The sequence below is a fragment of the Acetobacter orientalis genome, assembly GCF_000963965.1.
In the GTDB taxonomy this organism is placed as follows: domain Bacteria; phylum Pseudomonadota; class Alphaproteobacteria; order Acetobacterales; family Acetobacteraceae; genus Acetobacter; species Acetobacter orientalis.
Genome location: NZ_BAMX01000010.1, coordinates 176225 through 201279, shown reverse-complemented (window position 1 = coordinate 201279; position 25055 = coordinate 176225). Strand labels below are relative to the sequence as shown.

Annotated in this window: 23 protein-coding genes and 1 tRNA gene; 4 read left to right on the top strand and 20 right to left on the bottom strand. The window is 54.0% G+C overall.

The window, feature by feature from the left end:
* The 10 genes from Abor_RS04600 to Abor_RS04560 all read right to left on the bottom strand — a co-directional run bounded on the left by Abor_RS04600 (position 1) and on the right by Abor_RS04560 (position 12049).
* Positions 1-975 carry an ABC transporter permease gene (locus Abor_RS04600; protein ID WP_048840642.1) on the bottom strand — a complete coding sequence of 325 codons (975 nt, stop codon included), beginning with the start codon at positions 973-975 and terminating at the stop codon, positions 1-3.
* Between the two features lie 16 nt (positions 976-991).
* Complete coding sequence (locus tag Abor_RS04595; protein ID WP_048840641.1) at positions 992-2002, bottom strand: ABC transporter permease; 1011 nt, start codon at positions 2000-2002, stop codon at positions 992-994.
* The gene (locus Abor_RS13215) at positions 1995-2120 is read right to left on the bottom strand and encodes a hypothetical protein (RefSeq protein WP_261767200.1); all 126 of its coding nucleotides are present in this window, start codon (positions 2118-2120) and stop codon (positions 1995-1997) included. Before Abor_RS13215 ends, Abor_RS04595 begins: the two co-directional genes overlap by 8 nt.
* 40 nt (positions 2121-2160) lie before the next feature.
* Positions 2161-3294 carry an acyl-CoA dehydrogenase family protein gene (locus tag Abor_RS04590; RefSeq protein WP_048840640.1) on the bottom strand — a complete coding sequence of 378 codons (1134 nt, stop codon included), beginning with the start codon at positions 3292-3294 and terminating at the stop codon, positions 2161-2163.
* 35 nt (positions 3295-3329) lie between these two features.
* Positions 3330-3944 (bottom strand): SCO family protein, encoded by a 615-nt coding sequence (locus tag Abor_RS04585; RefSeq protein WP_048840639.1) that lies wholly within the window; start codon positions 3942-3944, stop codon positions 3330-3332.
* Positions 3945-3946: 2 nt separating this feature from the next.
* Positions 3947-6763, bottom strand: coding sequence for a DNA polymerase I (polA, locus tag Abor_RS04580; RefSeq protein WP_048840638.1), 2817 nt, complete (start codon positions 6761-6763; stop codon positions 3947-3949).
* Between the two features lie 148 nt (positions 6764-6911).
* Positions 6912-7970, bottom strand: coding sequence for a TonB-dependent receptor domain-containing protein (locus Abor_RS04575; protein ID WP_052946357.1), 1059 nt, complete (start codon positions 7968-7970; stop codon positions 6912-6914).
* A gap of 1 nt (position 7971) precedes the next feature.
* Positions 7972-9321: a TonB-dependent receptor plug domain-containing protein gene (locus tag Abor_RS04570; protein ID WP_052946356.1), complete on the bottom strand. Its 1350-nt coding sequence runs from the start codon at positions 9319-9321 to the stop codon at positions 7972-7974.
* A 217-nt stretch (positions 9322-9538) separates the two neighbouring features.
* Entirely contained in the window at positions 9539-11692 is a 2154-nt protein-coding gene (locus Abor_RS04565) for a protein-disulfide reductase DsbD family protein (RefSeq protein ID WP_084594371.1), read from the bottom strand.
* Positions 11693-11833: 141 nt separating this feature from the next.
* Positions 11834-12049, bottom strand: coding sequence for a zinc-finger domain-containing protein (locus tag Abor_RS04560; protein ID WP_048840637.1), 216 nt, complete (start codon positions 12047-12049; stop codon positions 11834-11836).
* Between the two features lie 166 nt (positions 12050-12215).
* Between Abor_RS04560 and Abor_RS04555 the strand changes: the two genes are divergently transcribed.
* Complete coding sequence (locus tag Abor_RS04555) at positions 12216-13298, top strand: alpha/beta fold hydrolase (protein WP_052946355.1); 1083 nt, start codon at positions 12216-12218, stop codon at positions 13296-13298.
* Positions 13299-13435: 137 nt separating this feature from the next.
* Here Abor_RS04555 and Abor_RS04550 read toward each other — a convergent pair.
* Positions 13436-13512, bottom strand: a tRNA-Arg gene (locus Abor_RS04550).
* Between the two features lie 189 nt (positions 13513-13701).
* Here Abor_RS04550 and Abor_RS04545 point away from each other — a divergent pair.
* The 3 genes from Abor_RS04545 (at position 13702) to Abor_RS04535 (ending at position 15648) form a co-directional block, all read left to right on the top strand.
* Positions 13702-14193, top strand: a complete 492-nt coding sequence (locus tag Abor_RS04545) for a hypothetical protein (protein ID WP_048840636.1) — start codon at positions 13702-13704, stop codon at positions 14191-14193.
* A gap of 16 nt (positions 14194-14209) precedes the next feature.
* Positions 14210-14701, top strand: a complete 492-nt coding sequence (locus Abor_RS04540; protein WP_048840635.1) for a GAF domain-containing protein — start codon at positions 14210-14212, stop codon at positions 14699-14701.
* Positions 14702-15273: 572 nt separating this feature from the next.
* Positions 15274-15648 carry a hypothetical protein gene (locus Abor_RS04535; RefSeq protein WP_048840634.1) on the top strand — a complete coding sequence of 125 codons (375 nt, stop codon included), beginning with the start codon at positions 15274-15276 and terminating at the stop codon, positions 15646-15648.
* Between the two features lie 446 nt (positions 15649-16094).
* On the opposite strand, the gene Abor_RS04530 is transcribed toward Abor_RS04535, so the two are convergent.
* The 9 genes from Abor_RS04530 to Abor_RS04490 all read right to left on the bottom strand — a co-directional run bounded on the left by Abor_RS04530 (position 16095) and on the right by Abor_RS04490 (position 25024).
* Positions 16095-16679, bottom strand: coding sequence for a YceI family protein (locus tag Abor_RS04530; RefSeq protein ID WP_048840633.1), 585 nt, complete (start codon positions 16677-16679; stop codon positions 16095-16097).
* A gap of 291 nt (positions 16680-16970) precedes the next feature.
* Positions 16971-17390 carry a hypothetical protein gene (locus Abor_RS04525; protein ID WP_052946354.1) on the bottom strand — a complete coding sequence of 140 codons (420 nt, stop codon included), beginning with the start codon at positions 17388-17390 and terminating at the stop codon, positions 16971-16973.
* 72 nt (positions 17391-17462) lie between these two features.
* Positions 17463-17651: a hypothetical protein gene (locus tag Abor_RS04520; protein ID WP_048840632.1), complete on the bottom strand. Its 189-nt coding sequence runs from the start codon at positions 17649-17651 to the stop codon at positions 17463-17465.
* A 250-nt stretch (positions 17652-17901) separates the two neighbouring features.
* Positions 17902-18333 (bottom strand): DUF1489 family protein, encoded by a 432-nt coding sequence (locus tag Abor_RS04515; RefSeq protein WP_048840631.1) that lies wholly within the window; start codon positions 18331-18333, stop codon positions 17902-17904.
* Between the two features lie 139 nt (positions 18334-18472).
* Complete coding sequence (locus tag Abor_RS04510) at positions 18473-19573, bottom strand: nucleoside hydrolase (protein ID WP_048840698.1); 1101 nt, start codon at positions 19571-19573, stop codon at positions 18473-18475.
* Between the two features lie 322 nt (positions 19574-19895).
* Positions 19896-21056, bottom strand: coding sequence for a radical SAM family heme chaperone HemW (hemW, locus tag Abor_RS04505; RefSeq protein ID WP_048840630.1), 1161 nt, complete (start codon positions 21054-21056; stop codon positions 19896-19898).
* Positions 21053-23053 carry a potassium transporter Kup gene (locus Abor_RS04500; protein WP_048840629.1) on the bottom strand — a complete coding sequence of 667 codons (2001 nt, stop codon included), beginning with the start codon at positions 23051-23053 and terminating at the stop codon, positions 21053-21055. The genes hemW and Abor_RS04500 overlap by 4 nt, the downstream gene beginning before the upstream one ends.
* Positions 23054-23151: 98 nt before the next feature.
* Positions 23152-23835 (bottom strand): YggS family pyridoxal phosphate-dependent enzyme, encoded by a 684-nt coding sequence (locus Abor_RS04495; RefSeq protein WP_048840628.1) that lies wholly within the window; start codon positions 23833-23835, stop codon positions 23152-23154.
* A gap of 160 nt (positions 23836-23995) precedes the next feature.
* On the bottom strand, positions 23996-25024 hold the full coding sequence (locus tag Abor_RS04490; RefSeq protein WP_048840627.1) for an NAD(P)H-quinone oxidoreductase: 1029 nt from the start codon (positions 25022-25024) through the stop codon (positions 23996-23998).
* Positions 25025-25055 lie beyond the last annotated feature (31 nt).

Here is a 25055-nt window from a genome sequence, read left to right as displayed (position 1 = left end):
TCAGCGCGCATCACGCACACGGGGGTCTAGAAAAAGATAGAGCATATCAACCAACGCGTTGGCCACGACGACAAAGACTGCCGAATACATGACCGTTGCCATAATAAGCGGCAGGTCAAGGTTGGTAAGGGCTTGGTAGGTGAGGTGCCCAACGCCGGGTAGGCCAAAGACGACCTCTGTTAATAAAGCGCCCCCGCCAACAAGCTGGGCAAAGTCTAACCCGAAGAGCGAGACAAACGTAACCAAAGAGGTGCGTAGCCCGTGGCGCAGTAAAATACGTGTGGGTGAAAGACCTTTGGCGCGTGCTGTACGCATGAAGTCTTCGTTAGCCAGAGCCACAAGATCTGCCCGTAAAACGCGGCTATAAATGCCAATAAACATAACAGCCAGCACACACCACGGAGTAACCAGCGTTTTAAACCACCCCCACGGGTCTTGGCTGAGTGGAATGTACCCAAGCCCCGGCACCCAAGAAAACAGCCATGTATTATGGTAACGGCTTTGCGTAACAAGGTTAGTAACCTGCCCAAGCCAGAAAACTGGAATAGAAATACCAATAAGCCCCAGTAGCATAAGGGTACGGTCTACCCATGTATCTTTAAAAGCTGCGGCAAGTGTGCCCATGGTAATGGCGGCCACAACCCAGATAAGAGCAGCCCCGCCAACAAGCGAAAGGGTGACTGGGGCTGCCCGCATAATTTCAGGCACAACGCGCTCGCCCCGGTCTACGTAAGAGGCAAGGTCTTGGGTGATGAAAAGCTTTTTCATCATGGTGGCGTATTGCACCGGTATGGGCCGGTTAAACCCATATTCTTGCCGTACTTTTTCTAAGGTTTGTGGCGAGGCATTGCGCCCGGCAATACGGGCTGTAGGGTCTGCCCCCGGTGTTGCAAAAAACACAGCAAAGACCAAAACCGAAATACCAAACAACACAAATACTGTTTGCCCAAGGCGGCGGAGAAGGGGCAGGAGCATGGGCTTTCCTTCTCGGCTATTGGTTGCGGTGGGCGCTGTCGCGCACATCAAGTGCATCACGCAGGCCGTCACCTAAAATATTAAGGGCCAGCACCACAATAACAATGGCAAGCCCCGGTGCAATGGCCACCATGGGGCGGGTGTAAATAAGCCCCTCACCATCTTGAATAATGGTGCCCCACGATGCGGCAGGAGCCTGCACACCAATGGAGAGAAACGAGAGCGCACTCTCTGCCAGCAAAGCAAGCGCCATAAGGAGTGGCCCCATAACCACAAGTGTGGTCATGACATTTGGCAAAATATCATGCAGCACAATGCGCCATTGCGGCACGCCAAGGCAGCGGGAGGCCGTTACAAATTCCGCTTGCCGTAAGGCCATAACGCGCCCGCGTATAGGCCGGGCAGCATAGGGCACGTAAACAAGCGCTATAATAAATATGGGAATAAGCAGGTTATTGGCTTCAATAACAAAGGGGCCAATGTGCAAACCTTGGCTGACAGTAACAATAGAAAGCGAAATGGCAAACAAATAGACGGGCACCGCCCACATAATATCCATCATGCGGGAGAGCACGCTATCTACCACCCCGCCAAAAAAGCCAGCGGCAATACCCACAACGCCTGCCAGTATAAGGCACAAGCTGGCCGCACAAGCAGAAATAAAGAGAGAGTTGCGCCCCCCATAAAGCAGGCGGGCGGCAACATCGCGCCCTTGGCTGTCTGCCCCTAAAAGGTATGTAGTGTGGCCAGTGGGGCCAATGGGGGTTAAGCCAAGGTGCAGCGGGTTGTCGTTGGGTTGCATAATATCAACCTCTTGCCCGTTAAGGGTAATGCTGCCTGCCACGTTAGACGTAAACGGGTCTACCCCGGCAATGGTATGGGCATAAAATGGGGCCAACACGCTACAAAGCACCATACAGCCGAGCACACCCAGCGCCAGCATGGCGGCGCGGTTATGCCGCAACACCCGTATGGCCCGGCGCCATGGCCCAATGGGGCGTGCGTGGTCTGTGGGCGGCTTAGCCATATGTAGCGCGTGCAATGGGGGCGGTGTTGGGTATCATACTCTGCTTATGGGGCTGCATGGGGGCTGTGGTAAAGCGTGTTTCGTAAGAGTAATGAAATGGAGTGGGGGCGTGCTGCATGTTAGGCCCTTGTTGGGCACCCTGCACAGTAGCAGCAGCGTTACACTCCCCCTAATGCGGCTTTACCTGCGGCGGCCAAAGCGGTGTCTGCCTGCGGGGTATGAATACGGGCGCACAGCACGTTCCGTAAGTGGCGCTCAAGCGGGTTATCGCGGCATAGGGCCGGGTTGCCAATGGCGGCTACCCCTTTTTGCACGCTGGCAATAGCGTTTTCTGTTACGATATATTTTGCAAGGTTGGCCGTTGTTGGGGTGGCGGTGCCGTTTTCATAGTGCGTGAGCCACTCTGCCATAACCGCTTGGTTCGTTGAAAGCAGGCTTTGAATTTCACCCATTAAGGTATGAAAGCGCGGTAGCGTTGCTAAAGAGGCACCAAGGTTTGCTGGTTTGCGGGCATGCAAAAAGCTAACCAGCCAGTCTTTGGCGGCAAGAGCTACCCCATTATATAAACTGGCAATACACAGGGCGTGCCACATAATAATGTCTGTGCCAGAGTTTTTCCAACCCTCTGGTGTGCGCAGGTCAACCAAAAAGCTTTCTGGTATTACCACGTTATCAAAATAAATCGTGTGGCTTGCGGTGGCACGCATGCCCATTTGGTTCCATGTTGGGTCTATGCGTACACCCGGTGCATTAAGGGGTACGAGCACATGGCCTAGGCGGGGCTCGGCCTCTTGTGTAGCGGCCCAGACAATACCCCAGCGCAACGCCGTAGAACCGGTTGAATAGATTTTGTAGCCATTAAGCACCCATTGGCCATTATGGTATTGAACCCGTGTGGCCGGTATGCCCCCGCGTGAGGGGGTGCCTAGTTCAGGCTCTACGCGCAGGGCGTTAAGCAGTGCGCCGTCCTGCACGGCGGCAACAGACACCATTTTGCGTACCTCTTCTGGCCAGTGGTGCGCGGTTGCAATGCTGTGGTGGTGTAAGCACTGCATGGCCAAAATAAGGGTGGTTGAGGGGTCTCCCTGTGCGAGGGTTTCAAGCAAGGGCAAAATATCACGCAGGGTTTTACCGTCGCCGCCATACTGGGGGGCAACAGTTAAAGCTAAAAGCCCGGCTTTTTTAAGGTCTTGCAGGTTGTCTTGCGCAAGGGTGCCTGAGTGGTCGTATTGCGCTGCCCGGCTGGCAAAGAGGGTAACAAGATTGGAGAGAGAAGAGCCAGTGCTGGGCATGCGCGGTAACCTTTGGTGTTATGGCGTATTTGAAACTATTTTTCAGGAGTCATGAGTTTTTCAAGTTGCATGCGCATGGCCTCTGGGGTTTGAGAGGCATCTATAACCCCTTTGTAGCGCGTATTGGGGTCCATTACGACAAAGTGGGGCGACATACCCATGGTATAAGACCATTCGGGGTCATCTGTTTTTTCAATGGGGGCTTGGTATTCTTTGGCCAGGTCAACCAGCGCGTGGGGAGATGCCGTGCCCGCCACAACCCGTGGGCCAATAGCGGTGGCAAGTTGGTGTAGGCGCTCGGCATCGTCTCGGTCGGGGTCTAGGCTTACAAAAATAATAACCGCGTTGCGGCGGGTGGGGTCTACACGATCGAGGGCCTCAGACATGGCGCGCAGGGCGGGTTCACACGCATCGTGGGTGCAGTGGCTGGCGCCAAACAGCACAACCATCCAGCGGCCATGAAAGGTTTGGTCGGTCATGGTGCCGGTTGTGGCGTCCATAAGCCTGAAAGAGCCGCCAACCTCGTTACCATAGCTGTTTAACGTAGGGCCGTGGTGTAGGGCCAAGCTGGTTGTAAAATACACACCAAGGCCCGATGCCGCGAGAATGGCTGCGGTGGTAAGGAGAATACGCTTGCCTTTAGGTGTCATGGTTAGTGTGCCTCTGCCCAGTTGTGGCCAATGCCAGTTTCGACCACCAGCGGAACAGACAGTTCAGCGGCGGATTCCATAATGTTACGTACCAAAGCGGCTACGGCTTTAGCTTCGTGGTCTTCTGCTTCAAAGAGCAGTTCGTCATGCACTTGTAGCAGCATACGGGCAGAAAAACCGGCGTCTTTTAAGGCTTGGGGCAGGCGCACCATAGCGCGTTTAATAATGTCTGCGGCGCCACCTTGTAGGGGGGCGTTAATGGCCTGTCGCTCTCCGTATTGTCTGCGGGCGGCACTTTTTTCGTTAATGGTGGGTACGTAGCACCGCCGCCCAAAGGGTGTAAGCACATAGCCTTGTGCCCGTGCTTGCTCGCGCATGCGCTCCATATAATCCCGTATGCCGGGGTAGCGGGCAAAATACGCATCAATATAAGACCGGGCCTCACCCGCCGGTATGCCAAGCTGGCGGCTTAGGCCAAAGGCAGAAATGCCGTAAATAATACCAAAGTTAATGGCTTTTGCCCGGCGGCGGGTTAGGGCGTCCATGCCTTCTAGGGGTATGCCAAACACTTCAGAGGCTGTGCGGGCATGAATGTCTTGCCCAAGGGCAAAAGCCTCTCGCAGGGCGGGAATATTGGCGACATCTGCCAAGAGGCGCAGCTCAATTTGAGAATAGTCAGCCGAGATAAGTTTTTTGCCTTTAGGCGCAATAAAGGCTTGGCGTATGCGGCTGCCTTCTTCTGTACGGATAGGAATGTTTTGCAGGTTTGGCTCGTTAGAAGACAAACGGCCCGTAGTGGTAATGGCCATTTGGAAAGAGGTGTGCACTCTATCTTCGGTTGAGGCTTGGCGCAGCAGGGCGTCTGTATAGGTGCTTTTAAGTTTGGCAAGTTGCCGCCATGCCAGCACTTTTTCTGGCAGGTCGTGCCCTTGGTCTGCCAAGTCTTGCAGCACAGACGAATCTGTACCCCACGCGCCAGCTTTGCCGCGCTTGCCGCCTTTTAGGCCCATTTCATCGAATAGAATTTCACCCAATTGGCGGGGGGAGGCCACATTGAACTCTCGCCCGGCAGCTGCGTGAATTTCTTTTTCCATAACCGCCATACGGCCAGCAAAGTCTTCAGACAGGCGGCCCAGCTCGGCACGGTCTATGGCAATGCCTGCTTTTTCCATACCGGCCAGCACGGGCGAGAGCGGGCGCTCTATCTGCTCATACAAGGCCAAGGCTTGGTTGGTGCGCAGGGTGGGGCGTAAAACGTGCCATAGGCGCAGGGTTACGTCTGCATCTTCTGCGGCGTATTCGGTTGCGCGGGCTACGGCTACCTGGGCAAAGGGCACGCGGTTACGGCCGGTACCGGTTACGCTGTCGTAGCTTATGGGGGTATGGCCAAGGTGCAGGGTTGAAAGTTCGTCCATACCTTGCCCATGCAACCCGGCAGACTGGGCGTAAGACATAAGCATAGTGTCATCGACAGCGGTAATGCTGGCATAATCCAGCCCCGCGCGGTCAAACACCAGCAGGTCAAACTTCGCATTTTGGAAGATTTTAAGCGTGGTGTCGTCTGTAAGTAGCGGGCGTATAAGCTCTAGAGCGGCTTGTACGCTTAACTGCTCCCCTGCGGGTTCTTCTAATGTGCCTTCGTGCCGTAGGGGGACATAACAGGCCTTACCCGGTGCTGTGGCCAAAGACAGGCCAACCATGTTGGCATTAAGCGGGTCTAGGCCATCGGTTTCGGTATCGACTGCGCATAGCCCGGCTTCTTGTGCAGCACTTACCCATTTTTGCAGGGCCTCTGCGGTGCGGACAGTTTCGTAACCGCTATAGGGGGCAGCCAGCAGGGCAGCGTTGGGTGTGCTTTCAGAAGGGGCTGGGGTAGCCGCAGTTTGAGCCGCCCCGTTAATAGAGGCATGTGCTGTTGCATGTGCTACCCGGTGCGCATGTGCGCCCGCAGGGTGGCTAACACCAAGGCGGCTGAGCACGGAGCGGAAGCCCATGCTCTCCAGCCAGTCTGCCAGCGTGAGTTTATCTAGCTCACGCACACGTAGGTCTTCTATGGGTTCGGGCAGGGGTACGTCACAGGCCAGTTCAACCAGCTTGCGCGAAATACGCGCGGCCTCTGCATGCTCTATCAGCATATCGCGCCGTTTAGACTTTTTCATGTCTGGGGCGGCGGCCAGCACGGCTTCTAGGGTGCCAAACTCGTTAATAAGGGCAGAGGCCGTTTTGGGGCCAATGCCGGGTACGCCGGGCACGTTGTCTGTGGAGTCTCCCATAAGGGCCTGCACTTCAACTACCTTTTCGGGGAGTACGCCAAATTTCTTTTCAACTTCTGGCAGGCCAATGGGGGTTTGCTTCATGGGGTCAAGCATGCACACGCCATCTCCCACAAGCTGCATCAGGTCTTTATCGGATGAGACAATGGTACACGTGCCCCCAATTTTACGCACAGCGCAGGCGTAAGAGGCTATCAGGTCATCTGCCTCCCACCCCTGTAGTTCAATGCTGGGTACGTTAAAGGCGCGTGTGGCATCACGGATAAGGGAAAATTGTGGGCGCAAATCTTCTGGTGGCTCGGGCCGGTGGGCTTTGTACTGGGGGTAAATTTCGGAGCGGAAGGTGTGCCGCCCGGCATCAAAAATAACCGCTAAATGCGTGCCCACATGCTCGCGCAGCATACGGGCAAGCATGTTGGTAAACCCATAGACCGCGTTAACCGGCACACCATCGGGGCTGGTCATGGGGGGCAGGGCATGAAACGCGCGGAAAATAAACCCGCTGCCATCTACCAGAACAAGGTGGGGGGTATCAGATTGGGTCATGGTCAGGCTACCGGCTTCAGGGCTGCCGGGTGCAGCCGTGCAGAGAAGAAAAGCATTGGTTTGGGATATGCGCCCTTAGCCCCGATGTCCAGCACCGACTTGTTACCCAGCCCTATGCTAAAGGCTGCCCCAGCAAGCAGCCTAAGCCCTAAAACCCGGTAGAAACAGACACCACCCCCGCAAAGCCACCCCCTACAAAATAAGTGGGTGCGCGGCCCGCTATGGTAGAGCCATAAATACCTTTGGTGCTTTTGGCATTGAAAGACACGCTGTTAACTCCAGACAAATACCCCGGCTGCCCAAGGTTAATAAGGTTAAGCTGAATTTGCGGAGAGCGTGCAAACCCCACCTGTTTAAGCCGGTACCCTATGCTGAGGTTAGCCGTTGTAAAACCGGGAATACGCTCATCATTCATAAAAGTAGAATAAGTGGGGCCAACATAGTTGAGGCTAAATTGGCCAAAAGCGTGCCCATTGTCATAAGACAAGCCAATACTGCCCGAAAAAGTTGGTGTGCGGATGGCTTTTTTGCCCTTGGTGGGCACGTAATCTGTGCCAGAGCGCAGGTTATTATCCAGCGTTGCATGAATATATTGCCCAGACACGTAAGGGCTAAAATGGTGCCACGGGCTAAGCCCTACCTCAAGCTGGGCACCGCGTGCTGTTTGGCCCCCACCATTAATGGACTCTGTTACCATAACGCCGTTTAAGCTGCTGGTGGTGCTAATCTGGCGGTTGGTAAAGTTGTAGTTAAACACAGAGGCAGCAATATTGACCGGCCCGGTATGGCGGTAGCCTAACTCTTCCCCAATTGAATATTCGGGTTTTGTGTCTGCTGTTGCACTGCGGTTTTGTTTGCCGGTGCTTACGCTAAAACGGTCATTGTAGTTAGAAATACCAGAGGGTGCCCTAAACCCTGTTGTACCGTTTATAAAAACTTGGTCGTGCGGGGTTATGTCGTAACTGGCACTAACCTGTGGTTGTGGTGAAAAATAACTGGCACCATTTCTGTATCGTGCCCCCGGTAAAGCGTTGCTTATGGTGCGCGTTACCATAATGGCCCTAAAGGCCGCAGACAGTGTTAAGCGGTTGGAAAGGGCGCGAAAGCGCTCTTGCACAAAAAGGGCGTTAACTTGTTGTACCAAGTGCGAGTTGTAAGAGGTAAGTGGCTCACCCGTTTGGGTTAAAATAGGCTGGTGGCCCTGCATATTATTGGCCCCCCCCTTGCGCGTTAACCGCGGCATAGCGGGATGGGTTTGAAAAATCGTAGTAAGAATACCAAGTGCCCGCAGTTAGGGTATTATGCCCGTAGTCCCACCGTAAAGACGCAGTAATGCCAGAGTGGGCCTGTTTAAACGTGTCGGTTGCAACTGCAGTAATAAGGCCATTTTTACCAATAGTGCCGCCCTGTAAGGTGCCTGCTGGTTGGTTGCCTTGGTAGCTGCCTGTAGGGTCTAGCGTTGTGCCGTAGCTATCATACCCCGTTACGTAAATAAAATAGGGGTTAAGAGAGAGGTGTAACTGCTTGGTAAGCGCAAATTCTGTTGGTGCAGCTATAAAAGTTTGGGCCCGTGCATTTTCTTGTAACAGGTAATAAGCGGTGTCTCCGTCTGTGTAGTGGCTGGTGTAGTTAAAGTGGGTACCGTTGGCCTGCCATTGGGTTTTGGTAGGGGCGCGCAGGTAAAATTGCCGTTGCCAGTTATACGAAAAAATAAGAGAGGTTTTGCTGCCTTGGCCCCATTCTTTGGCGAGGCGGCTGTCAAGATGATAGCGCGGGCTATGCCCGGCCCCGCGCCATTGGGCGGCATCTCGGTATGAAAAAGAGGCAAAGCTGGTTATGCCACTATGGCCTATCTCACCGCTATCAAGCCGCAAAAATTCGCGATTGAGCGCGTAAGACCCGTAAGAGAGGTCTATAAAACCCCCTGCATTTTTCTCGGGTTGTGCCATTTGTACACTTAATTGCCCCCCTACGGCATTATAAAGCGAGGCAGTGGCATCTGACGAACCTTGAGTGAGTGTAATGCTGCGAATGTTTTCTGTATCTGCCGTGGCAGAGGTGTAGGGTGTTAAAAAAAGCGGTGGGGCCGCGGGTACGCCTTCAAACAGGTAGCCTATTTCAGTTTGGTCTAACCCTCTGACAGAAAGGCCTTGTTGGTCATCGTTTGTGCCAAGGGGGTCGTTTGCGGCGTAAATAACGCCCGGCAGGTTGGCTATGAGGGCAACAGGGCTTTCGGTCGGGCTTTGGCGTGCGATAAAATCTCGGGTTATACCGCTTTGGGCGCGTGGTGCTTTTTGGGGCGGCATAAGCCCACCACCGGGTGTGTGGTGGGTTGTGCCATCTGCCGTGGCGCTGCTTTTAACAGTGACATACTCCGGCCCATGGGCAGAAGGGGGGCGGGGGTCTTCTTTCTCGCTCTCTTGGTCTTTTATTTGTTTGGGGGGTGTTTCTGGCGCGGTATCGGCTTCTGCCATGCCGCCAAAACTGGTTAAGGCCGCTGTTAGCAGCAGAGCAAACAAAAACGTGGTGTCAGACGGTGGTAAAAAGACCCGTGGCACGGTGCATAGTTCCAGACTGTTATTTTTGTTCTGGCCAGATTAAATAAATTTTTAAAAAGAGTAAAATGATATAACATAACATTTATGTAGGGTGCGCATAAGTGCTGCGGCGCTGTTGCGGTTTAATGCGCGACCGAGGCACTTTCCTATCGCGGTTTTGCCACCCTATTGCTTGGGCCATTAAGCTTTTTGCAAAGGGCGGCAGGTCGAGTTGTTTTTAAGGGGTAATAGTTTTTAGCACCAAGCCCGGTGTTAAAATTTGGGGTAAAATCTGGTCTGGGCCGTGGCCTGCATTATAAATGTAAAGTGGCACGCCGTCTCTGTGGTGGGCTTTTAAAAAGGCGCTTATGGCGGGGGCGTGGTTTGTCCAGTCTCCGCGCAGTAGGGTAACGCCATATTGGGCAAAAGCCTGTTGTATGCTGGCTGTATCAAGCGCCACGCGCTCGTTTACTAGGCAGGTAATGCACCATGCGGCTGTCATATCTACAAAAACGGGTTTGCCTTGGGCTTTTAGGCTTTCAAAGCGTTCTTGGGTAAACGCTTCTACCCCTTTGGGGAGTGTAGCAGGTTGTGTGGTATTGGTTGGTGGTTGCCCTGCCAAATGGTGCAAAGCAGGTGCCAGCGCAAGGGCTGCTATAAGCCCCAAAAGTGCAAGCCCGTGCAGCGCTGCCGTACCACGGCTATGGCCATGTTGTATAAGGCGCGCCTGCGCTACCCCGTACAACCATACAGCAAAAGCCAACAACACAAGCCCGGTTGAAAGCAGCAGCACAACATTTGCCCCGCCTTCTAACGCGGCTACCCACAGCAACCACACGCAGGTGCCTAAAAGTGGAAAGGCCAAAAACTGGCGTAAATACTGCATCCATACGCCGGGGCGGGGTAGGTGTGCGGCTAGGCCGGGAGCAAGGGTAAGCACAAGGTAGGGGGCCGCTAAGCCAAGGCCCATAGCGGCAAAAATACCCAGCCCTATAACCGGTGGGCCAGAGAGTGCCCCTGCAATGGCAACCCCCATAAAAGGGGCTGTGCAGGGGGTTGCAACAACAACGGCCAAAATGCCGGTTAGAATATCGTGCCAATGGCCATGCTGTGGGGTGGTTTGGTTTTTACTGCCTGTATTAACGGGTAAAAACTCAAAAACCCCTAACAGGTTAAGCGCCATAACAAACAGGAGCCACGTAACGAGTGTAACAAACAGCGGTGACTGAAACTGAAAGCCCCAGCCCGCTGTATTACCCGCCATACGTAACCCAAGAAGCAGACCGCCAAGGGTTAAAAACGTGATTAATATACCAAAAGTATAGCACAGAGCGCTTAAGGTTTGGATGCGGCGTTCAGTTTTACCTAAACGGGCTACGGTAAGCGCCTTCATGGCCAGAATAGGAAAAACGCACGGCATAAGGTTAAGAATAAGCCCACCCAAAAAGGCAAATAAAACCAGTTTGAATAAGCCGGTTTCTGGTTCTGCCTCTAAAGTCTCATCGGGTGGGTTGGTGCTGGTAGGCTCTGCTTTTTGGGCAAGAGCATGTTGGCTGCCCGCAGCATCTTGCAAAACCAGTGTACCAGAAAGCAGCTGTTGTGGCCCAAATTCTGGCAAGCGCTTAAGTTTAAGGGTGAGAGAGCCGTTGTGCACAGTAAGTGGTTGCTCTGCGGGTTGGTCTATAAGCCCAGACTGGTCAGGCATGAACCATGCCTTTTTAACCGCAACGGGGGAAAGATCTGGCCCACTCAGATGCAATGCCCCATTGGGGGCAATGGTGGCGTGGTAAGGTGAGGGCACAGGGGTGGCTTGGCTTGCTGCCTCAAATAAAGGGGCTTGGGTTGAAGGGGTAGGCGGCCCGTAGGGGAGTGTAAGTGTTAAAGTTGCCTCTTCTGGCACACAGAGTGTTGCGCATACCAACCACGTGGCGTGGGCGTTTAAAACCGTATTGCGGCTGCCATCTGTAAGCGTGTTTTTGCTTGGTGCCAGAGACAGTGCCAAAGGCAACACAACATCACCAGTATAGGCGTACGACATGAGAGAGGCTTCTCTAATGCGACGTGGGGTTGGCCATGTAATATGGTCGGTCTGGCCGGTTAACGCCCCTTGTGCGGTTAGGGTTACGGCCGTTGGCTCGCCCGCATCTCCCGGGTTTTGGCCGTAAGTGTGCCAGCCGGGCTGTAAGCGTAACCGAAGGGCAACGGCTAGGGGGGCAGAGCCATCTGTGCTGTCTAATGCGGTAATGAGAGTGGCTTGGGAATGCTCAGTGCTAACAGCCGCACTTTCTTTTGCCTGGGCAGCATTGGGTAGGGTGGTAGCTAACCCAATGCTGGCAGCAAACGGCACAGCAGCAAACAGGCGCGTAACAAAGGAGCGGGAGAAAATGCGCATGCATGCAGTCTTTCAAGCAGAGCAAAAACCACTTTACGGGAATACCCTACTCTATAACGCATATACCTTTGTTGGGTAGGGCTATGAGAGTGTGCTGCTGCGTAAGGCTTCTGGCTAGCGCGGGCTGTCAGAACTGTAGAGTTAATGGTCGTGCGTGTGTGGGGTGTCTGGTTGCAGCACAAACAGGCGCGAGCAATAGGGGCATACCGTTTGGTGGTCTGCTATTTTAAGCCATACACGTGGGTGCCCCAGTGCACCTAAGCCCCCATCGCAGGCAATTTTACGAGTATCGACCACTATGGTTTCAACATGCCCCAACCGGGGGCGTGGGGCAGGGTTTTGCGGCTGGATGAGCATGTAACACGTCCTTCAAAGCCCAAAAGGCAGGCATTAAAACCGACTCTGGTTTATCGCAAAAGGCATGTTAACTCTGTGTGTGGTGTGTTGCTATGTGCTGGGTTATCCCATCAGCGTGAGCAGTCGGGTAAGGCGCAAAAGCTGCGTTAAAAAGGGTGCAGAATTAATGGTGCTAAAACGTGTACTGGCTCTGTGTTTGCTGCTTATGGTGGCGGCATGTAGCACCGTTATGCCGCCCGCGCCCAAGCCACCTGCACAATGGCGTGAGGCTGCCCGCCTTGTGCCTGCACAGTTACACTTTACTCTGTCTGATGGTGCCGTGTTACCCGCACGGCTCTGGCCCGCACAGGGCAAAGAGCGCGCCCTTATGCTGGCGCTGCATGGCTTTAATGACAGCCGAGACGCATGGGAGGTGCCAGCCGCCCAATTTGCCCAACACGGCATAACGGTTATAGCGCCAGACCAAAGAGGTTTTGGGCAAGCCCCCGGCCGGAGCTTTTGGGCCGGTACGCCCCGCATGGTGGCTGATATACGCAATATTGTGGCCCACCTGCAGCATGAGCACCCCACGACACCGCTTTATTTGGCTGGAGAAAGCATGGGGGGCGCTGTGTTAATGGTGCTTATGGCCCAGCCCGATGCACCAAACGTAGCCGGCACGGTGCTGCTTGCGCCTGCTGTTTGGAATTTGGGAGCCGTGGCGCGCGCGCCATTGGGGGTGTTTAGCACCTTGGCCCCCCACGCCTTGGTACCGGAGCACAGCGTGCCTGTGCATGTTGTTGCAAGCGATAATATGGCCGCGCTGATACGGCTATACTACAACCCCCTAACGCTACACGCCACCCGTTGGGAAGCCCTGCAAGGGCTGGTTACCCTTATGCGGCAAGCGGCCCATGCTGCCAAAAACCTGCATGGGCCTGTATTTTGTGCGTATGGCGATAAAGACCAACTTGTGCCCCCCGCCGCTATGGCGCAGGCGTGGCAGGCAATGGCGCAAATACAAGCCTTAACAAAAGCACGTTTGGACGTAATACCCGGTGGCCACCACCTTTTGCTCCGCGACCGTAATGGGGCGCTGCTTATGCAAGACATAGTAAGCTGGATGTTTAACCCCAGCCATTGGCTCTCATCGGGTGGGGACAGTGCCGCAGCCCTATGGTTTGCCAGCCAACAAGGCCAGTTAGGCTATGGCAAGCAGGAGTTACCCATTTTGTTGCCAGCCCGGCTAGAGAGTTTAGTGGGGCCTTAACCCGACGAGATGGCGTAAGTGGGCGTGGTGTATTGCGCACAAAAGCCGCTTGCCACAGAGCCAAATGAGCACAGCACTGCGCAACAGCGCGCGGCTATACGTTAAAGAGATATTGGAGCATATTTGGAGAATTGAGCTGGTGGACCCGACGCGATTCGAACGCGTGACCTTCGCCTTCGGAGGGCGACGCTCTATCCAGCTGAGCTACGGGTCCGTGGCCTTCTCCCTAGCGCAAAGCACGCAGGCTGCCAAGGGTAAATACGAGCGGGGGCAACCTTATGGGCGTTTTGTGTGCAAGCGTTTGGTGCCGGGGGCATGGCAGTAAAACAGGCTAAGTGGCTTGCCGCCTGTGGCTAAGTGTTTTTAAGTCTGTAGCGTCTCTTTTGTTTTAAGGAATTACCATATGTCTGGATCTTGTCTGGTTTCCAAGCTGGCAGCAGCACTGGCTGTTAGCAGCTGCGTAGGGCTTATAGCGCTTGGCACACCAGCCCATGCCCAGACAGACACACAGCCCCCCGTGCCAAGCCACGCGCCCGGTAAGCTGGTGGTGCCAAGAACAGCCCCACCCATGACAGCAGCTAATGCCGCCCCCGGCGTGCTGGACTATGATGGTATTCCAACAGTTGAGGGTGCTTCAGCCGCGAATGTGGCGGGGCTTATGGCGTATTGCTACGGGCATAACCTGACAACAGATACAACAGTACGTGTGTTAGGGCGTAAACTTGCGCGCAAACCGGGCGTAAGCACTAACCCTGCTTATGCGTGGGGTGGTGTAGGCCGCCTTATGCTCGATAAAAACACAATGTTTGATGTTACAACACTCAAGCCGCGTTTGCAGGCCGCAGTGTGCAGCCGCTCTGCGCTGCGTGGGCCAGATTTGTTAAACACCAAATAAGAACGGTTTTGCGCGTATGAGTGCCCCAGCCCAACGCCTAACCCCAGACGACCTGCTGAGCGCAGTTAAAGGGGTGACGGCACATGAAACAGACCTGATTGCAACATTGGCGAATGTCTCAGCTTTAGTGTTTGAGGCTTTGCCAGACCTGAACTGGGCGGGGTTTTACCTGCTACGGCATGGTGAGCTTGTTTTAGGCCCGTTTCAGGGGCGGGTGGCGTGTACGCGTATTCCGTTGGGTAAGGGTGTGTGTGGTACGGTTGCACAAAGCAAAACGGCTTGCATTGTGCCAGATGTGCACGCTTTTCCCGGTCATATTGCCTGCGATGGGGCATCTGCATCAGAAATGGTACTGCCTGTACTGCTCCATGGCACCTTATTGGGGGTGCTTGACCTAGATAGCCCCCTTAAAAACCGCTTTGGTGCCGCAGAGCAAAAATTGCTTGAAGCCGTTTTGGACGTGGTGGTGCAGGCTCTCAGCCGAGGTGAGGCAGTGTTGTTCCTGTAAGGGGACGACCTTCTGAGAGAGGCCTGTCAAAAAATACCTTCAAAAGTGCTGCAAAAAAGTAGTGTCCCTGTTTGTAAGGGCGTGTGTGCTTAAATTAGGTATTTCGACAGCCACGATGCTGCTGTTGCGGGGTACAAAGGCCGCGTGGGTAGCCTCGAGATAGTAAGTTAGCCCTTAGTGGGCGGCTGACGGCTCTTGAAGCGCGCTCGTAGCGCCGTTGTAAATATTGTTTTAAGTGGGGCCGGTATTCCTTCTAGTGGCCTGAACGCGTTGTTGGGTGTGCTAATACGATGTGAGTGCATCATGGCAGAAAAATTGTTTATTATTTACAAAAACAGCCTCTTGATTCTTGAATTATGAATTTTCGAATGAGCAATGAGAGTGTGCAAGCCAAGGCGTTATGCTTTGTACTGGTAAGTTAAGTGTCGCATCTTGGTTATGTGTAAGGCGGGTCTTGCTAGCTACGTGGGTGACGGCCTGCAACATGCTGGCATTGTGAGAACACAGCCGCGTGACTATATTGAAAGACTGGAGCCGTTAGCTGAGAACGGTAGTGTGAGGAAAAAGAGTTTATGCGGCAGTTTACACTTTTGGCGGCTGTTGCCGCTGTTGCCCTTACCACGGGTACGGTGGCGCAGGCTGAACCCGGCGGGTGCCTAAAATATGGTGCGGCTGGTGCGGTTGGTGGCCATTTGGTGAACCACGGTGTGCTTGGGGCAGTAGGGGGCTGCGTAACTGGCATGTACCGCCGCCACGAATACCGTAAGGAAGCCAAGCAGAAAGCCGCCTTGTATGATAAGGAACACCCCGGCGCAAAAGGCACCTATCAGGAAAAAGCAACGGCGTACGATGTTGAGCACTCAACCACGCCGGGTAAATTGACCTCAGAAAACCCCGCCCAGCAAGAGGGCGCTAAAGCCCCAGCACAGGAAAACGCACAGTTTTAAAGTGCTAATGGGTCGTTCTTAATTTATGCCTGCATGGTGCTGCCGTTTTTGAGGCGCTGCCATGCAGGCGTTTAGCGTTTTCCCTCATATTTAGTGGCGTGTTTTGCTGCATCGTTAAAAACTTTTAAGCATAGCGTTATTTTCAAGAACTATAATCACGCTCTGGTTGTGTATTGCTAAGACTAAAGGCGCGAGAGGGCTGCCACGATGCCCGCTTTATTGAAGTGACGCAGCCATATTTGCATGTCTCAAACGGCACATAAGATCGACTTGCCTGACTTTTGCGGCAGCCTATTTAGTGAAACGTGCAGAGCGTAATGTGTTCTGATCTGATTGATGATGAGCATCACACTTCGTTCATGCAGAAAACCAAAATAGTTTTGGCTGTTTGTGTATTTGTGGTGCAGCAAACTTGTAGCCCGTGCTTAATATATAAAGTTGTGGTGTTAGGGCGCAGTGGCTGAGTTGGGTGCGGGTAAGGTAATAAGGGTTTGGGTTTTGACCATAGGGTCAACCGTATGGAGCAGGGTGCTTAACCCCCATTTTCGTTGGTCAAACTCGGCGTTACTGGCAATGCTGGTTAACGTGTTACCCGTAAAATGCATTTGCACGGCAAACGTAAGAGGGTGTGTTTGACCTCTCATGGTGAGGGTGCCAACAAGTTGCGTATGGAGCTTGCCATGGATTATTTTAGGTGTGCAATCACCTACATAATGCATGGTAGGGTGGGAATCACTATCCAACATAAGGCCAGAGAGCATAACGCCTTTTATAAGCGCACTGCCTACTTTAAGGCTGTCTACGTTCATGGTTAGGTCTACATGGCAGCTTTGCTCTTCCAGATTATAACTGAGAGAGCCGCTAACTTTTTCAAATGTGCCATCTATGGAAGACACAGCCGAACTAGCCTGTAGGCGGGCTTGGGTGTTGTTAGGGGTTAGTGTGAGGTGTTGCTGGGCTGGGGCTGCTACAGCCGTGCTAAGGTATAGAAAAGATAAGGCCGGAAGTGCTGCAAAGGCTAAAAAACGCATACCCTAATACTCCACGCTCTAATAAAGACGATTCATTTTTAACGGAGTAATGGCGGAGAGGTTGCGTGTGCTGGGTTATGATAGGGCGCGCGAGGCTGCCCAAAACTCTAATGCAGCAACAGTGCAATGTTGTAGCCAATATAGTGTGTAAATAAGCAGAAATGCAGCGTCTGGTCGCAGGAGTTGCGGCTAAAGGACGGCCTTTTTAGAGAGGTTTTGTGGGGCAATAAACAAAAATGTAGCGCTTTGAGTATACTGCTTACAGAGTTGCGGTAAAGCTACAGTATATTTTTAGTGCGTAAGCAACACTTTTGCAGCCCCATGTGGAAAGGTTTTGGTGCTGAGGGTAAGGGAGAGTTGGTTTTGCTGGAGCGTGCTTTCTTGCTCTGTTGTGAGTAACACGCTGCCTGTTAGGCTGTTAGCCGTGCTCCGCTCTGTTGTGCCGCTATGGGGTTTAGCTAGCGGGGTATTGACCAAAACAGCGGTAACAGGGCTGCTCGTGGTAGGCCACGTGGTTGTGTAGCGCAACACATGCGCTGCGGGGTAAAAAAGCGCATCAAACGTGGTGTTGGCAAAGGCGTGGTTACTGTGCATTGTTTTAAAAATGCCGGTGTAATGCACGCTCCGTTCTGCAAAAGCTTGTGGTATGCAGGCCAGTAAAGCCGTGGCCACCAACATTATTTTTATAAACGCTCTTATAGGCAGGGTCATGGTATGGCTCCGCTTTGTGCAACACGTCTTCTTTACTTGTTAGAAAGAGAAAGTGTCAGAAGCGGGGCGGTTTCATTCAAAATCGCGCAATGTGCCTTCTTCATCAACCGGGCGTAGGGGGGAGCGTTGAAAATGCACACGCGGTTGCGTGGGGGTATTTTCAACCTTTTGCCGTATGGTTTTTAGCCACCGTTCTGTTGCGGTGTCGCGCGGGGTAGAGCGATCTTGAAAAGCAAGCGGTGTGCGAGAGGGGTAAGGCATGGGGCAAGCTCGTTGTGAGAGAGACCAGACCAAAGGCGGGGAAGCCCTTACTAAGCGCCCCATAATACAAGCTCTATGCCCGTTAAAATGAGGTGCCTGTTTCTCTTACCGCGATTTCAGATATGCTCGTGTGACGTTTTCTTGAAAACAGATACACGCCGAGTTTTCTGTATCAATTACAAGAGTTTTTAAAGGAGCGCGTGCGGCCCGACAGGGGGGGGCAGGCAGGCTTTTTGTACCAGTGCGCGTGTTATAGCCCCAGTAATGTTAGCTCTTTTTGCAATGCCGGGGGGAGTGCTGCTTGGGTGGTTGCACCCGTGCCAAGGTCGGGTGGGGCGTCTTTGCTCTCTAGGTAGCGCCAGCCTTGAAATGGTCGTAGGGCGCGGGCTTCCACCCTAATAATCTGTGGCGAAAGTAGAATAAGCGTGCCCTGTGTGCTATCTGGCCGGGTTTCGGACACAATATCTAGTATGGGCTGGCGGCATAAAATAAGCCCGCTAATAACGCGGTAAAGTGAGCCCCCGTCTAAAATTTCGTCGCAGCGGCGGGGGTAAGAGCGGGTATGCACAACAGGCAAGGGCCCGTGCTCAGGGTGTAGGCGGCAGTTAATAGACTGCTTTTGGCGTTCTGCCAGTTCTTCAAGCGAAGAGACGCCAACAACGAGCTTGATGAGGTTAAGCATAGCGTTAGGTTAGAACAAAATGGGCACAGCGCCTACTCTGTTTTCATAAAGTTGTGCGGCCTTGTAGCTCAAGGCTAGGTGCAGGTGGTGGCGCTGTTGCTGCCCTCTTTTTGAAGGCAGCAAGATTTGGTGTTGGGTATTAGAGTGAGTGTGCCTGTTGCATAAAGCTGTTTAGAAAACGGGCTTCATCTATTTTCTGCACAAGTATAACCTCACGCACATGCTGGGTGCGGGGGGCTGAGTCTTTTGGCCATACACGGGCATGGCCGTAATGGCTGCCTTGGCTCGTATCAATATCCATATAGGCTTTAACAGACTGGGTGACCAAAGAGGGGTCTGCGGCTATGGCGGTTGTCATTTCGTCCCACATGGGGAGGGGCGAAATATACTGGCTTAGATAGCGCGTAACAGGGGTAGATTTTTGCGTAATGCGGGCCATGTAGGCTTTGGTCATTGCGACCGAGTTGGAAATATTACCAACAACAGTAATAGCAGGCCACGGGGCGGTAAGGGTAATGTGTGCGGCTTCGGGGTCGAAAATCATGTTAAAGTCTGAGGCAAAATTGGCGTTGCCGGTAACAGACATAAGGTCTGTATCAAGCAAGCCCCCCATAAACACTAAGTGTTTGGCCGTAGCGGCAAAGCTTGGGTCTAGCCTAATGGCGAGGGCTAAATTGGTAAGTGGCCCAGCCGCCACAATAGTAACCTGATGCGGGTGCTCATGCACCGCACGGATAAGAAATAAGGCAGCAGTCTCTTGTGCCGCAGGGGTGCTGGGTAGCCCTTCTGGCAACTTGGGGAGGGCTGGTTGTGTTTCGGGCACGGTGGTGCCATCGCCTAGGCCGCCCCAAGCGCCTTTCCATGGAATACGGCCAAACTCCTGCTCGTGTAGTCTCATAAGGGCAGGTGTGTTGAGCAAGGGGTAAACGGCCCCCTCTGCAACTGGAATATCTGTGCGTTTTGCAAATTCAAGAAAGCGGCGCAGGTGGGCTGACTCGGCATTTTCCCAGTCATCGCCGGTAGTAACGGTAAAGCCTAATACCTTAATATGCGGGTTACCCAAGAGCGGAATGGTAGACTGAATGTCTGAGCCACCGGGGCCTAGAAAGTCGTTGTCTTCAATAACCAATGCCGGGTCTTGAGCGCTTGCAGCGTAGGTGCTTGGGGCTGTTGTGCACAATGCTACGGCAAGGGTACATGTACCTAACGAGAAAAAGCGGGAGAGAGCAGTTAGGCGCATAAAAGACCTCGGGCAGTAAGGGGCCATAGCAGGCCAGTTCTTGGCAACAGAGGGTTGTTTATAGGGCAAGAACGAGAGTGTTGCTGAAAAAATATTGCCGCCAGAGGGGTACCTTTTTACTTGCTTGACTACGGTGCAGGCTGCGTCAAAAAAATCTGGGTTTAAAGGTAGAAACAGCAGGCGTTTTTGTGCCTGAACAGGTGACCTTTGAAGCGGGCTTTACGAGCGTGCCGTAATGTTCCGTATTGTGGTGGCAAAAGTGGCTATTGCACCACAATAGTAGCACCGATAGAGCCTACCATGATGCCGTGCAAAGCCGTTGCTACACCAGCAAGGCGTGCAGCAGGGCTTCTAGCCTTACGCGGCCTTCTGGGGTGGCGCGTAGGGTGGTTGGGGTAAGCTCCAGGTAGTTTTCTTCTAAGGCGGCTTGTAAAATTGTAGCGTTCGTTGCCTGCTCAAGCGTTAGGCCTGTACGGGCGTTAAAGCGGGGTAGAGCAATGCCCTCTGTAACGCGCAGGCCCATAAGCAGCATTTCACGTGCACGGTCTTGGGGGCTGAGTGCTTCTTGCGATGTTTGGCCTGTGCCCGTTTGTTCTACCCGCTCAGCCCACGGTTCAGGCGCGCGGTGGCGGCGGGTGGCAAAAAGAGCGTTGCCTTCTGTTACGCGGCCATGGGCACCGGGGCCAAGGCCCACATAGTCTCCATAACGCCAGTAGGTAAGGTTGTGGCGGCTTTCGCTGCCGGGTTTTGCGTAGTTTGAGACCTCGTACCCAGCCAAGCCGTGGCGGGCGGTAATATTGGCTGTTTCTTCGTAAAGAGCCGCGGCTTCTTCTTCATTGGGGAGTGTAAAAGCGCCTGTGCGGTACAGGGCTTCAAACTTTGTACCCGGCTCAATGGTGAGTTGGTAAAGAGACACATGGTCTGCCACGAGGCTGAGGGCCGTATTAAGCTCCTGCTGCCAGTCGGCCAAAGACTGGCCGGGGCGCGCGTAAATGAGGTCAAACGTAATACGCGGGAAAAGCTTGCGCGCAGTTTCCAGCGCAGCCAGAGCTTGCGGGGCTGAGTGCTCGCGGCCCAGAAATTTAAGAGCTGTATCATCAAGGGCCTGAATACCCAAAGATACCCGGTTAACGCCCGCTTGCCTGAAGGCGGCCAAGCGCCCGGCTTCAACACTGGTGGGGTTGGCCTCCAGTGTTATTTCCATATTGGGTAGAGGCTCAAACAGGGTTGTGGCATCTGCTATTAAAGCGGCCACACTCTCTGGTGCCATGAGGGAGGGCGTGCCCCCCCCAAAGAAAATAGACCCCAGCTTACGCCTACCAAGCCGTGCGGCATCGTGTGCCAGCTCGGTGCGCAGGGCTTTGGCAAAACGGGCCTCTGGCATGTGGGCCCGCACATGTGAGTTAAAGTCACAGTACGGGCATTTAGCCAGACAGAACGGCCAGTGAATATAAAGGGCGAGGGGTTCGTTACTGTAGGTCAGATTGCCACCTTAACGCCCAACTGCACCACACGGTCTGGTGGAATACGGAAGAACTCCATGCTGGAGGTAGAGTTACGCGCCATAAACAGGAACAGAGACATACGCCAGTGTGAAATGCGCGGCACGGAAGAGCGGGTAATTAACTCGCGTGAGGTAAAGTAAGAGGCTTGCAGCGCATCAAAATCTACTCCGTTGGCTTTTAGCCCTTCAAGTGCACGCGGAATGTTGGGCATTTCCATAAAGCCATACCGCAGAATGATACGGTAGATATTGGGGGCCAACTCTTCAACAGAAACGCGGTGCCCACGGTCTGCCTCTGGCTGGTCTAGGTTTTGTACGGTTACAAACAACACATGGTCGTGCAGAATTTTGTTGTGGCGCAAGTTATGCAACAGGCAGGGCGGCACAAAATCTGGTGTGCCGGTCATGAACACAGCCATACCGGGCACGCGGATAATGCGCGATTGTGGTAGCCGGGCAATGAAAGACCCCATGGGCAGGCTGTCTTGGCGTTGGCGGCCCACAATAAGGCCACGGCCTTTTTTCCATGTGGTCATCATAAGGGTTAGGACGCAGCCCAGCAGGACGGGCACCCAGCCACCATCAGGAATTTTAAGCGCGTTGGCTGAGAAAAAGGTGAGGTCAAGCAGTAGAAAGCTGCCAAATACCGCAGCCACTTGGTACGGAGACCAGTTAAAGTGGCGGCGAAACACCACAATGGCCAGAATAGACGTGCAGATAAATGTACCCGTAACCGCAATGCCGTAAGCCGATGCCAGAGCGTCTGAACTGCGGAAGGCCACCACAAGCAGCACAGCCCCCACGGCCAGAAAGCGGTTAAAGTCTGGTAGGTAAATCTGGCCTTCTTCTTCCGCATTGGTGTGGGTAATGCGCAGGCGGGGCATATAGCCAAGCTGGATAAGCTGGCGGCACAAAGAGAACCCACCCGAAATACCGGCTTGGCTGGCAATAACCGTTGCAAAGGTTGAAAGCACAACCATTGGTCCTTGCATCCAGTGCGGGCATAGCAAAAAGAAGGGGTTAGCCAGTGCTTTGGGGTCTGCAATAACCAGAGCAGCCTGCCCAAAATAGTTTAGTACCAACATGGGCAGCACAAAAAACAGCCACGCATACCGAATGGGTGCGCGGCCAAAATGGCCCATATCTGCATAGAGGGCTTCGGCCCCGGTAACGCACAGCACCACAGAGCCTAGTGCTAAAAACGAGAGCTTGCCGTGGTAAAACACAAATTCAAGCGCGTAAGTGGGGGAAAGCGCCATGAGGATACCGGGGTGGTGGAAAATTTCCATCGCCCCTGTCACCCCCAAAGTACCAAACCAGAGCAGCATAACAGGCCCAAATATGGTGCCCACTTTGCCCGTACCTACCCACTGCACACTAAAGAGACTGATAATAACCACAATGGCTACGGGTATGACAAAGTCATGCGCGGCAGGCACGCTAACCTCTACCCCTTCAATGGCGGACAGCACGGAAATAGCTGGGGTAATAATGCCGTCTCCAAAAAAGAGGCAGGCCCCTATAATGCCTACCAGCCCCAGCATAAGCCTTACACGCGGGTTGGCCGTTGTACGTTGCGCCAAAGAGCAAATAGCCAGAATGCCGCCCTCACCATTATGGTCGGCCCGCATAATGAGCAGCACATATTTGACGGTCACAATGAGAATAAGTGTCCAGAAAATAAGGCTGGCAACACCTAAAATTTCCCATGGGGCAACGGAGTGGTGGCCTGAAATAACCTCTACCGTAGAGCGAAAGGCGTAGAGCGGGCTTGTTCCGATGTCTCCGTACACAACGCCGAGCACGCCCAGTAGGGCGGCAAAACCGACAGGGGCCGCAGTATGTTGCGGTTGGTCTGCATCAAAGTCTGTAATGTGGCGGGGGTTGTGCTGGGCGCTTGCGCCCTCCGCCTGTGCGGCGTTGGAGCCTGTGGTGTGTGAATCGGCCTCGGCAGACGTGCTGGCAGGGTCGGTCATGTTAGCTCTGGCTCCAAGTGGTGCAACGGGGGCATGTGGTGGCGGGGTTTACAGTGCTGCCAACAGAAAGGGAATGCATGATTGGCTAGGGCTTTATGTTAAGGCGTGGCAGGGCGTGCGCCAAAAATGGCGGTGCCAACGCGCACAAGGGTAGCGCCTTGGGCAATAGCCTGCGGGTAATCTGCCGACATCCCCATAGACAGCACGGGCAGCCCATGTGTTTGCGCCATGCTGCGCAAAAGCTGGAAATGGGGCGTGGGGTCTTGGGTTGCGGGGGGTATGCACATAAGCCCTTTAAGGCTGGTGCCAAAACGCTGGCGGCAGGTGCGTATAAACGCATCTGCCTGCTCTTTTGGTACACCAAATTTCTGGGGTTCGTCGCCGGTATTTACTTCTATCAACAAGTCGGGCATGCGGCCCACGCTGTCTGCTGCTTTGGCGAGGGCATCTGCCAGTGCAGGGCGGTCTAGGCTTTCTATCATGTCTGCCAGCTGCACGGCGTCTTTGGCTTTGTTGGTTTGCAGGCCGCCAATAAGGTGCAGCCTTATATCTGGGTATTGGGCGCGTAAGGCGGGAAATTTAGCGGCGGCTTCTTGCACCCGGTTTTCACCAAATACACGCTGGCCTGCCGCCAGTGCCTCTTGCACACTGCTGGCAGGGTGAAATTTGGAGACCGCCACCAGCGTGACCGCGTTGGGGTCTCGGTGGGCGTGGCGTGCGGCGGTTTCGATCTGAGCGCGCACTTGCGCCAGTCTGTCTACCAGAGCGGAGGGTGTCACCATAACAATACAGGACTTCTCATAGATCGAGGTCAGAGGCAAACAACGCATACTGCACCCAACGGTGCAGTTTCGCTAGAATAGGCTTAACGTTTACTCTAGCTGATCCTGCAAAGAAAAGGCACCCTTCTACCGGGTAGGGGGTATTCGTGCCTTATGGGCCTTATTGTGTATGGTCTGGCACCAGAATAATTTTACCGCAATGCTGCCCTTCTTCTAACGCCTTATGGGCCGCAACAACTTGTGAAAGCGGGAACACGGCATGAATAAGGGGGCGCACTTGGCCCTCAGCCAGTAAGGGCCAGACATGCTCTTGTAACTGCCGGGCTATGCGGCCTTTCGCTGTGGCATCTCGGGCGCGCAGGGTGCTGCCGGTTACGGTAAGGCGGCGGGTCATGATACGGGCCAAGTCTGCTTTTTCGGCTTTGGCGCCGCCTTGCAGGGCAATAATCACCAGGCGCCCATCAGGTGACAGGCTTTTTAGGTTGCGGTCGAGATAGGCGCCGCCAATCATATCCAAAATCAGGTTAACGCCGCGGCCTTGGGTAAGGGTGTGTAGGCGTTCTGCAAAGTCTTCTTCTTTGTAGTTTATGGCCTTGGCCCCAAGGCTTGTGCAGAGAGCGCATTTTTCTGTGCTGCCAGCGGTTGCAAACGGGTGCCCGCCAAACGCCTTAACAAGCTGTATGGCGGTTGTGCCAATACCACTTGCCCCACCATGAATAAGCACGCGGGTGCCCGGTGCCATAATGGTGGGCATAAACAGGTTAGACCACACGGTAAAATAGGTTTCTGGCAAGGCGGCAGCCTGTATGGCGTCAAACCCTTCTGGCCACGGTAGGCACTGGCCAGCGGGCACTAGGCAGTAGGTGGCATAACCGCCGCCATTGGCCAAAGCGCACACGCGGCTACCTAATGCGGGCATGTGTTGGCCCTCTAGTGCTGGGCCTGTGGCTATAACCTCGCCTGCTACTTCAAGGCCAAGGCGGGGGTTGGCACCGGGCGGTGGCGGGTAAAGTCCTTGGCGTTGCATGAGGTCTGGCCGGTTAACACCTGCGGCTAAGACACGTACCAAGACCTCGCCCCGGCCGGGTTGGGGCACGGGCAGGCTTTCTAGGTGCATAACCTCAGCCGCGCCGGGCTGAGTGTAGCATACTGCTTGCATGGTGGCGTGGGGCAGACTTTGTGTGGGCATGGCTCGGTTCTTTAGAGTGTGCAAAACCAAG

Coding starts and splice junctions, on each gene's coding strand:
- Abor_RS04600 (WP_048840642.1), bottom strand. CDS start 975: ATGCTCCTGCCCCTTCTCCGCCGCCTTGGGCAAACAGTATTTGTGTTG.
- Abor_RS04595 (WP_048840641.1), bottom strand. CDS start 2,002: ATGGCTAAGCCGCCCACAGACCACGCACGCCCCATTGGGCCATGGCGC.
- Abor_RS13215 (WP_261767200.1), bottom strand. CDS start 2,120: ATGCAGCACGCCCCCACTCCATTTCATTACTCTTACGAAACACGCTTT.
- Abor_RS04590 (WP_048840640.1), bottom strand. CDS start 3,294: ATGCCCAGCACTGGCTCTTCTCTCTCCAATCTTGTTACCCTCTTTGCC.
- Abor_RS04585 (WP_048840639.1), bottom strand. CDS start 3,944: ATGACACCTAAAGGCAAGCGTATTCTCCTTACCACCGCAGCCATTCTC.
- polA (WP_048840638.1), bottom strand. CDS start 6,763: ATGACCCAATCTGATACCCCCCACCTTGTTCTGGTAGATGGCAGCGGG.
- Abor_RS04575 (WP_052946357.1), bottom strand. CDS start 7,970: ATGCAGGGCCACCAGCCTATTTTAACCCAAACGGGTGAGCCACTTACC.
- Abor_RS04565 (WP_084594371.1), bottom strand. CDS start 11,692: ATGCGCATTTTCTCCCGCTCCTTTGTTACGCGCCTGTTTGCTGCTGTG.
- Abor_RS04560 (WP_048840637.1), bottom strand. CDS start 12,049: ATGCTCATCCAGCCGCAAAACCCTGCCCCACGCCCCCGGTTGGGGCAT.
- Abor_RS04555 (WP_052946355.1), top strand. CDS start 12,216: ATGGTGCTAAAACGTGTACTGGCTCTGTGTTTGCTGCTTATGGTGGCG.
- Abor_RS04545 (WP_048840636.1), top strand. CDS start 13,702: ATGTCTGGATCTTGTCTGGTTTCCAAGCTGGCAGCAGCACTGGCTGTT.
- Abor_RS04540 (WP_048840635.1), top strand. CDS start 14,210: ATGAGTGCCCCAGCCCAACGCCTAACCCCAGACGACCTGCTGAGCGCA.
- Abor_RS04535 (WP_048840634.1), top strand. CDS start 15,274: ATGCGGCAGTTTACACTTTTGGCGGCTGTTGCCGCTGTTGCCCTTACC.
- Abor_RS04530 (WP_048840633.1), bottom strand. CDS start 16,679: ATGCGTTTTTTAGCCTTTGCAGCACTTCCGGCCTTATCTTTTCTATAC.
- Abor_RS04525 (WP_052946354.1), bottom strand. CDS start 17,390: ATGACCCTGCCTATAAGAGCGTTTATAAAAATAATGTTGGTGGCCACG.
- Abor_RS04520 (WP_048840632.1), bottom strand. CDS start 17,651: ATGCCTTACCCCTCTCGCACACCGCTTGCTTTTCAAGATCGCTCTACC.
- Abor_RS04515 (WP_048840631.1), bottom strand. CDS start 18,333: ATGCTTAACCTCATCAAGCTCGTTGTTGGCGTCTCTTCGCTTGAAGAA.
- Abor_RS04510 (WP_048840698.1), bottom strand. CDS start 19,573: ATGCGCCTAACTGCTCTCTCCCGCTTTTTCTCGTTAGGTACATGTACC.
- Abor_RS04500 (WP_048840629.1), bottom strand. CDS start 23,053: ATGACCGACCCTGCCAGCACGTCTGCCGAGGCCGATTCACACACCACA.
- Abor_RS04495 (WP_048840628.1), bottom strand. CDS start 23,835: ATGGTGACACCCTCCGCTCTGGTAGACAGACTGGCGCAAGTGCGCGCT.
- Abor_RS04490 (WP_048840627.1), bottom strand. CDS start 25,024: ATGCCCACACAAAGTCTGCCCCACGCCACCATGCAAGCAGTATGCTAC.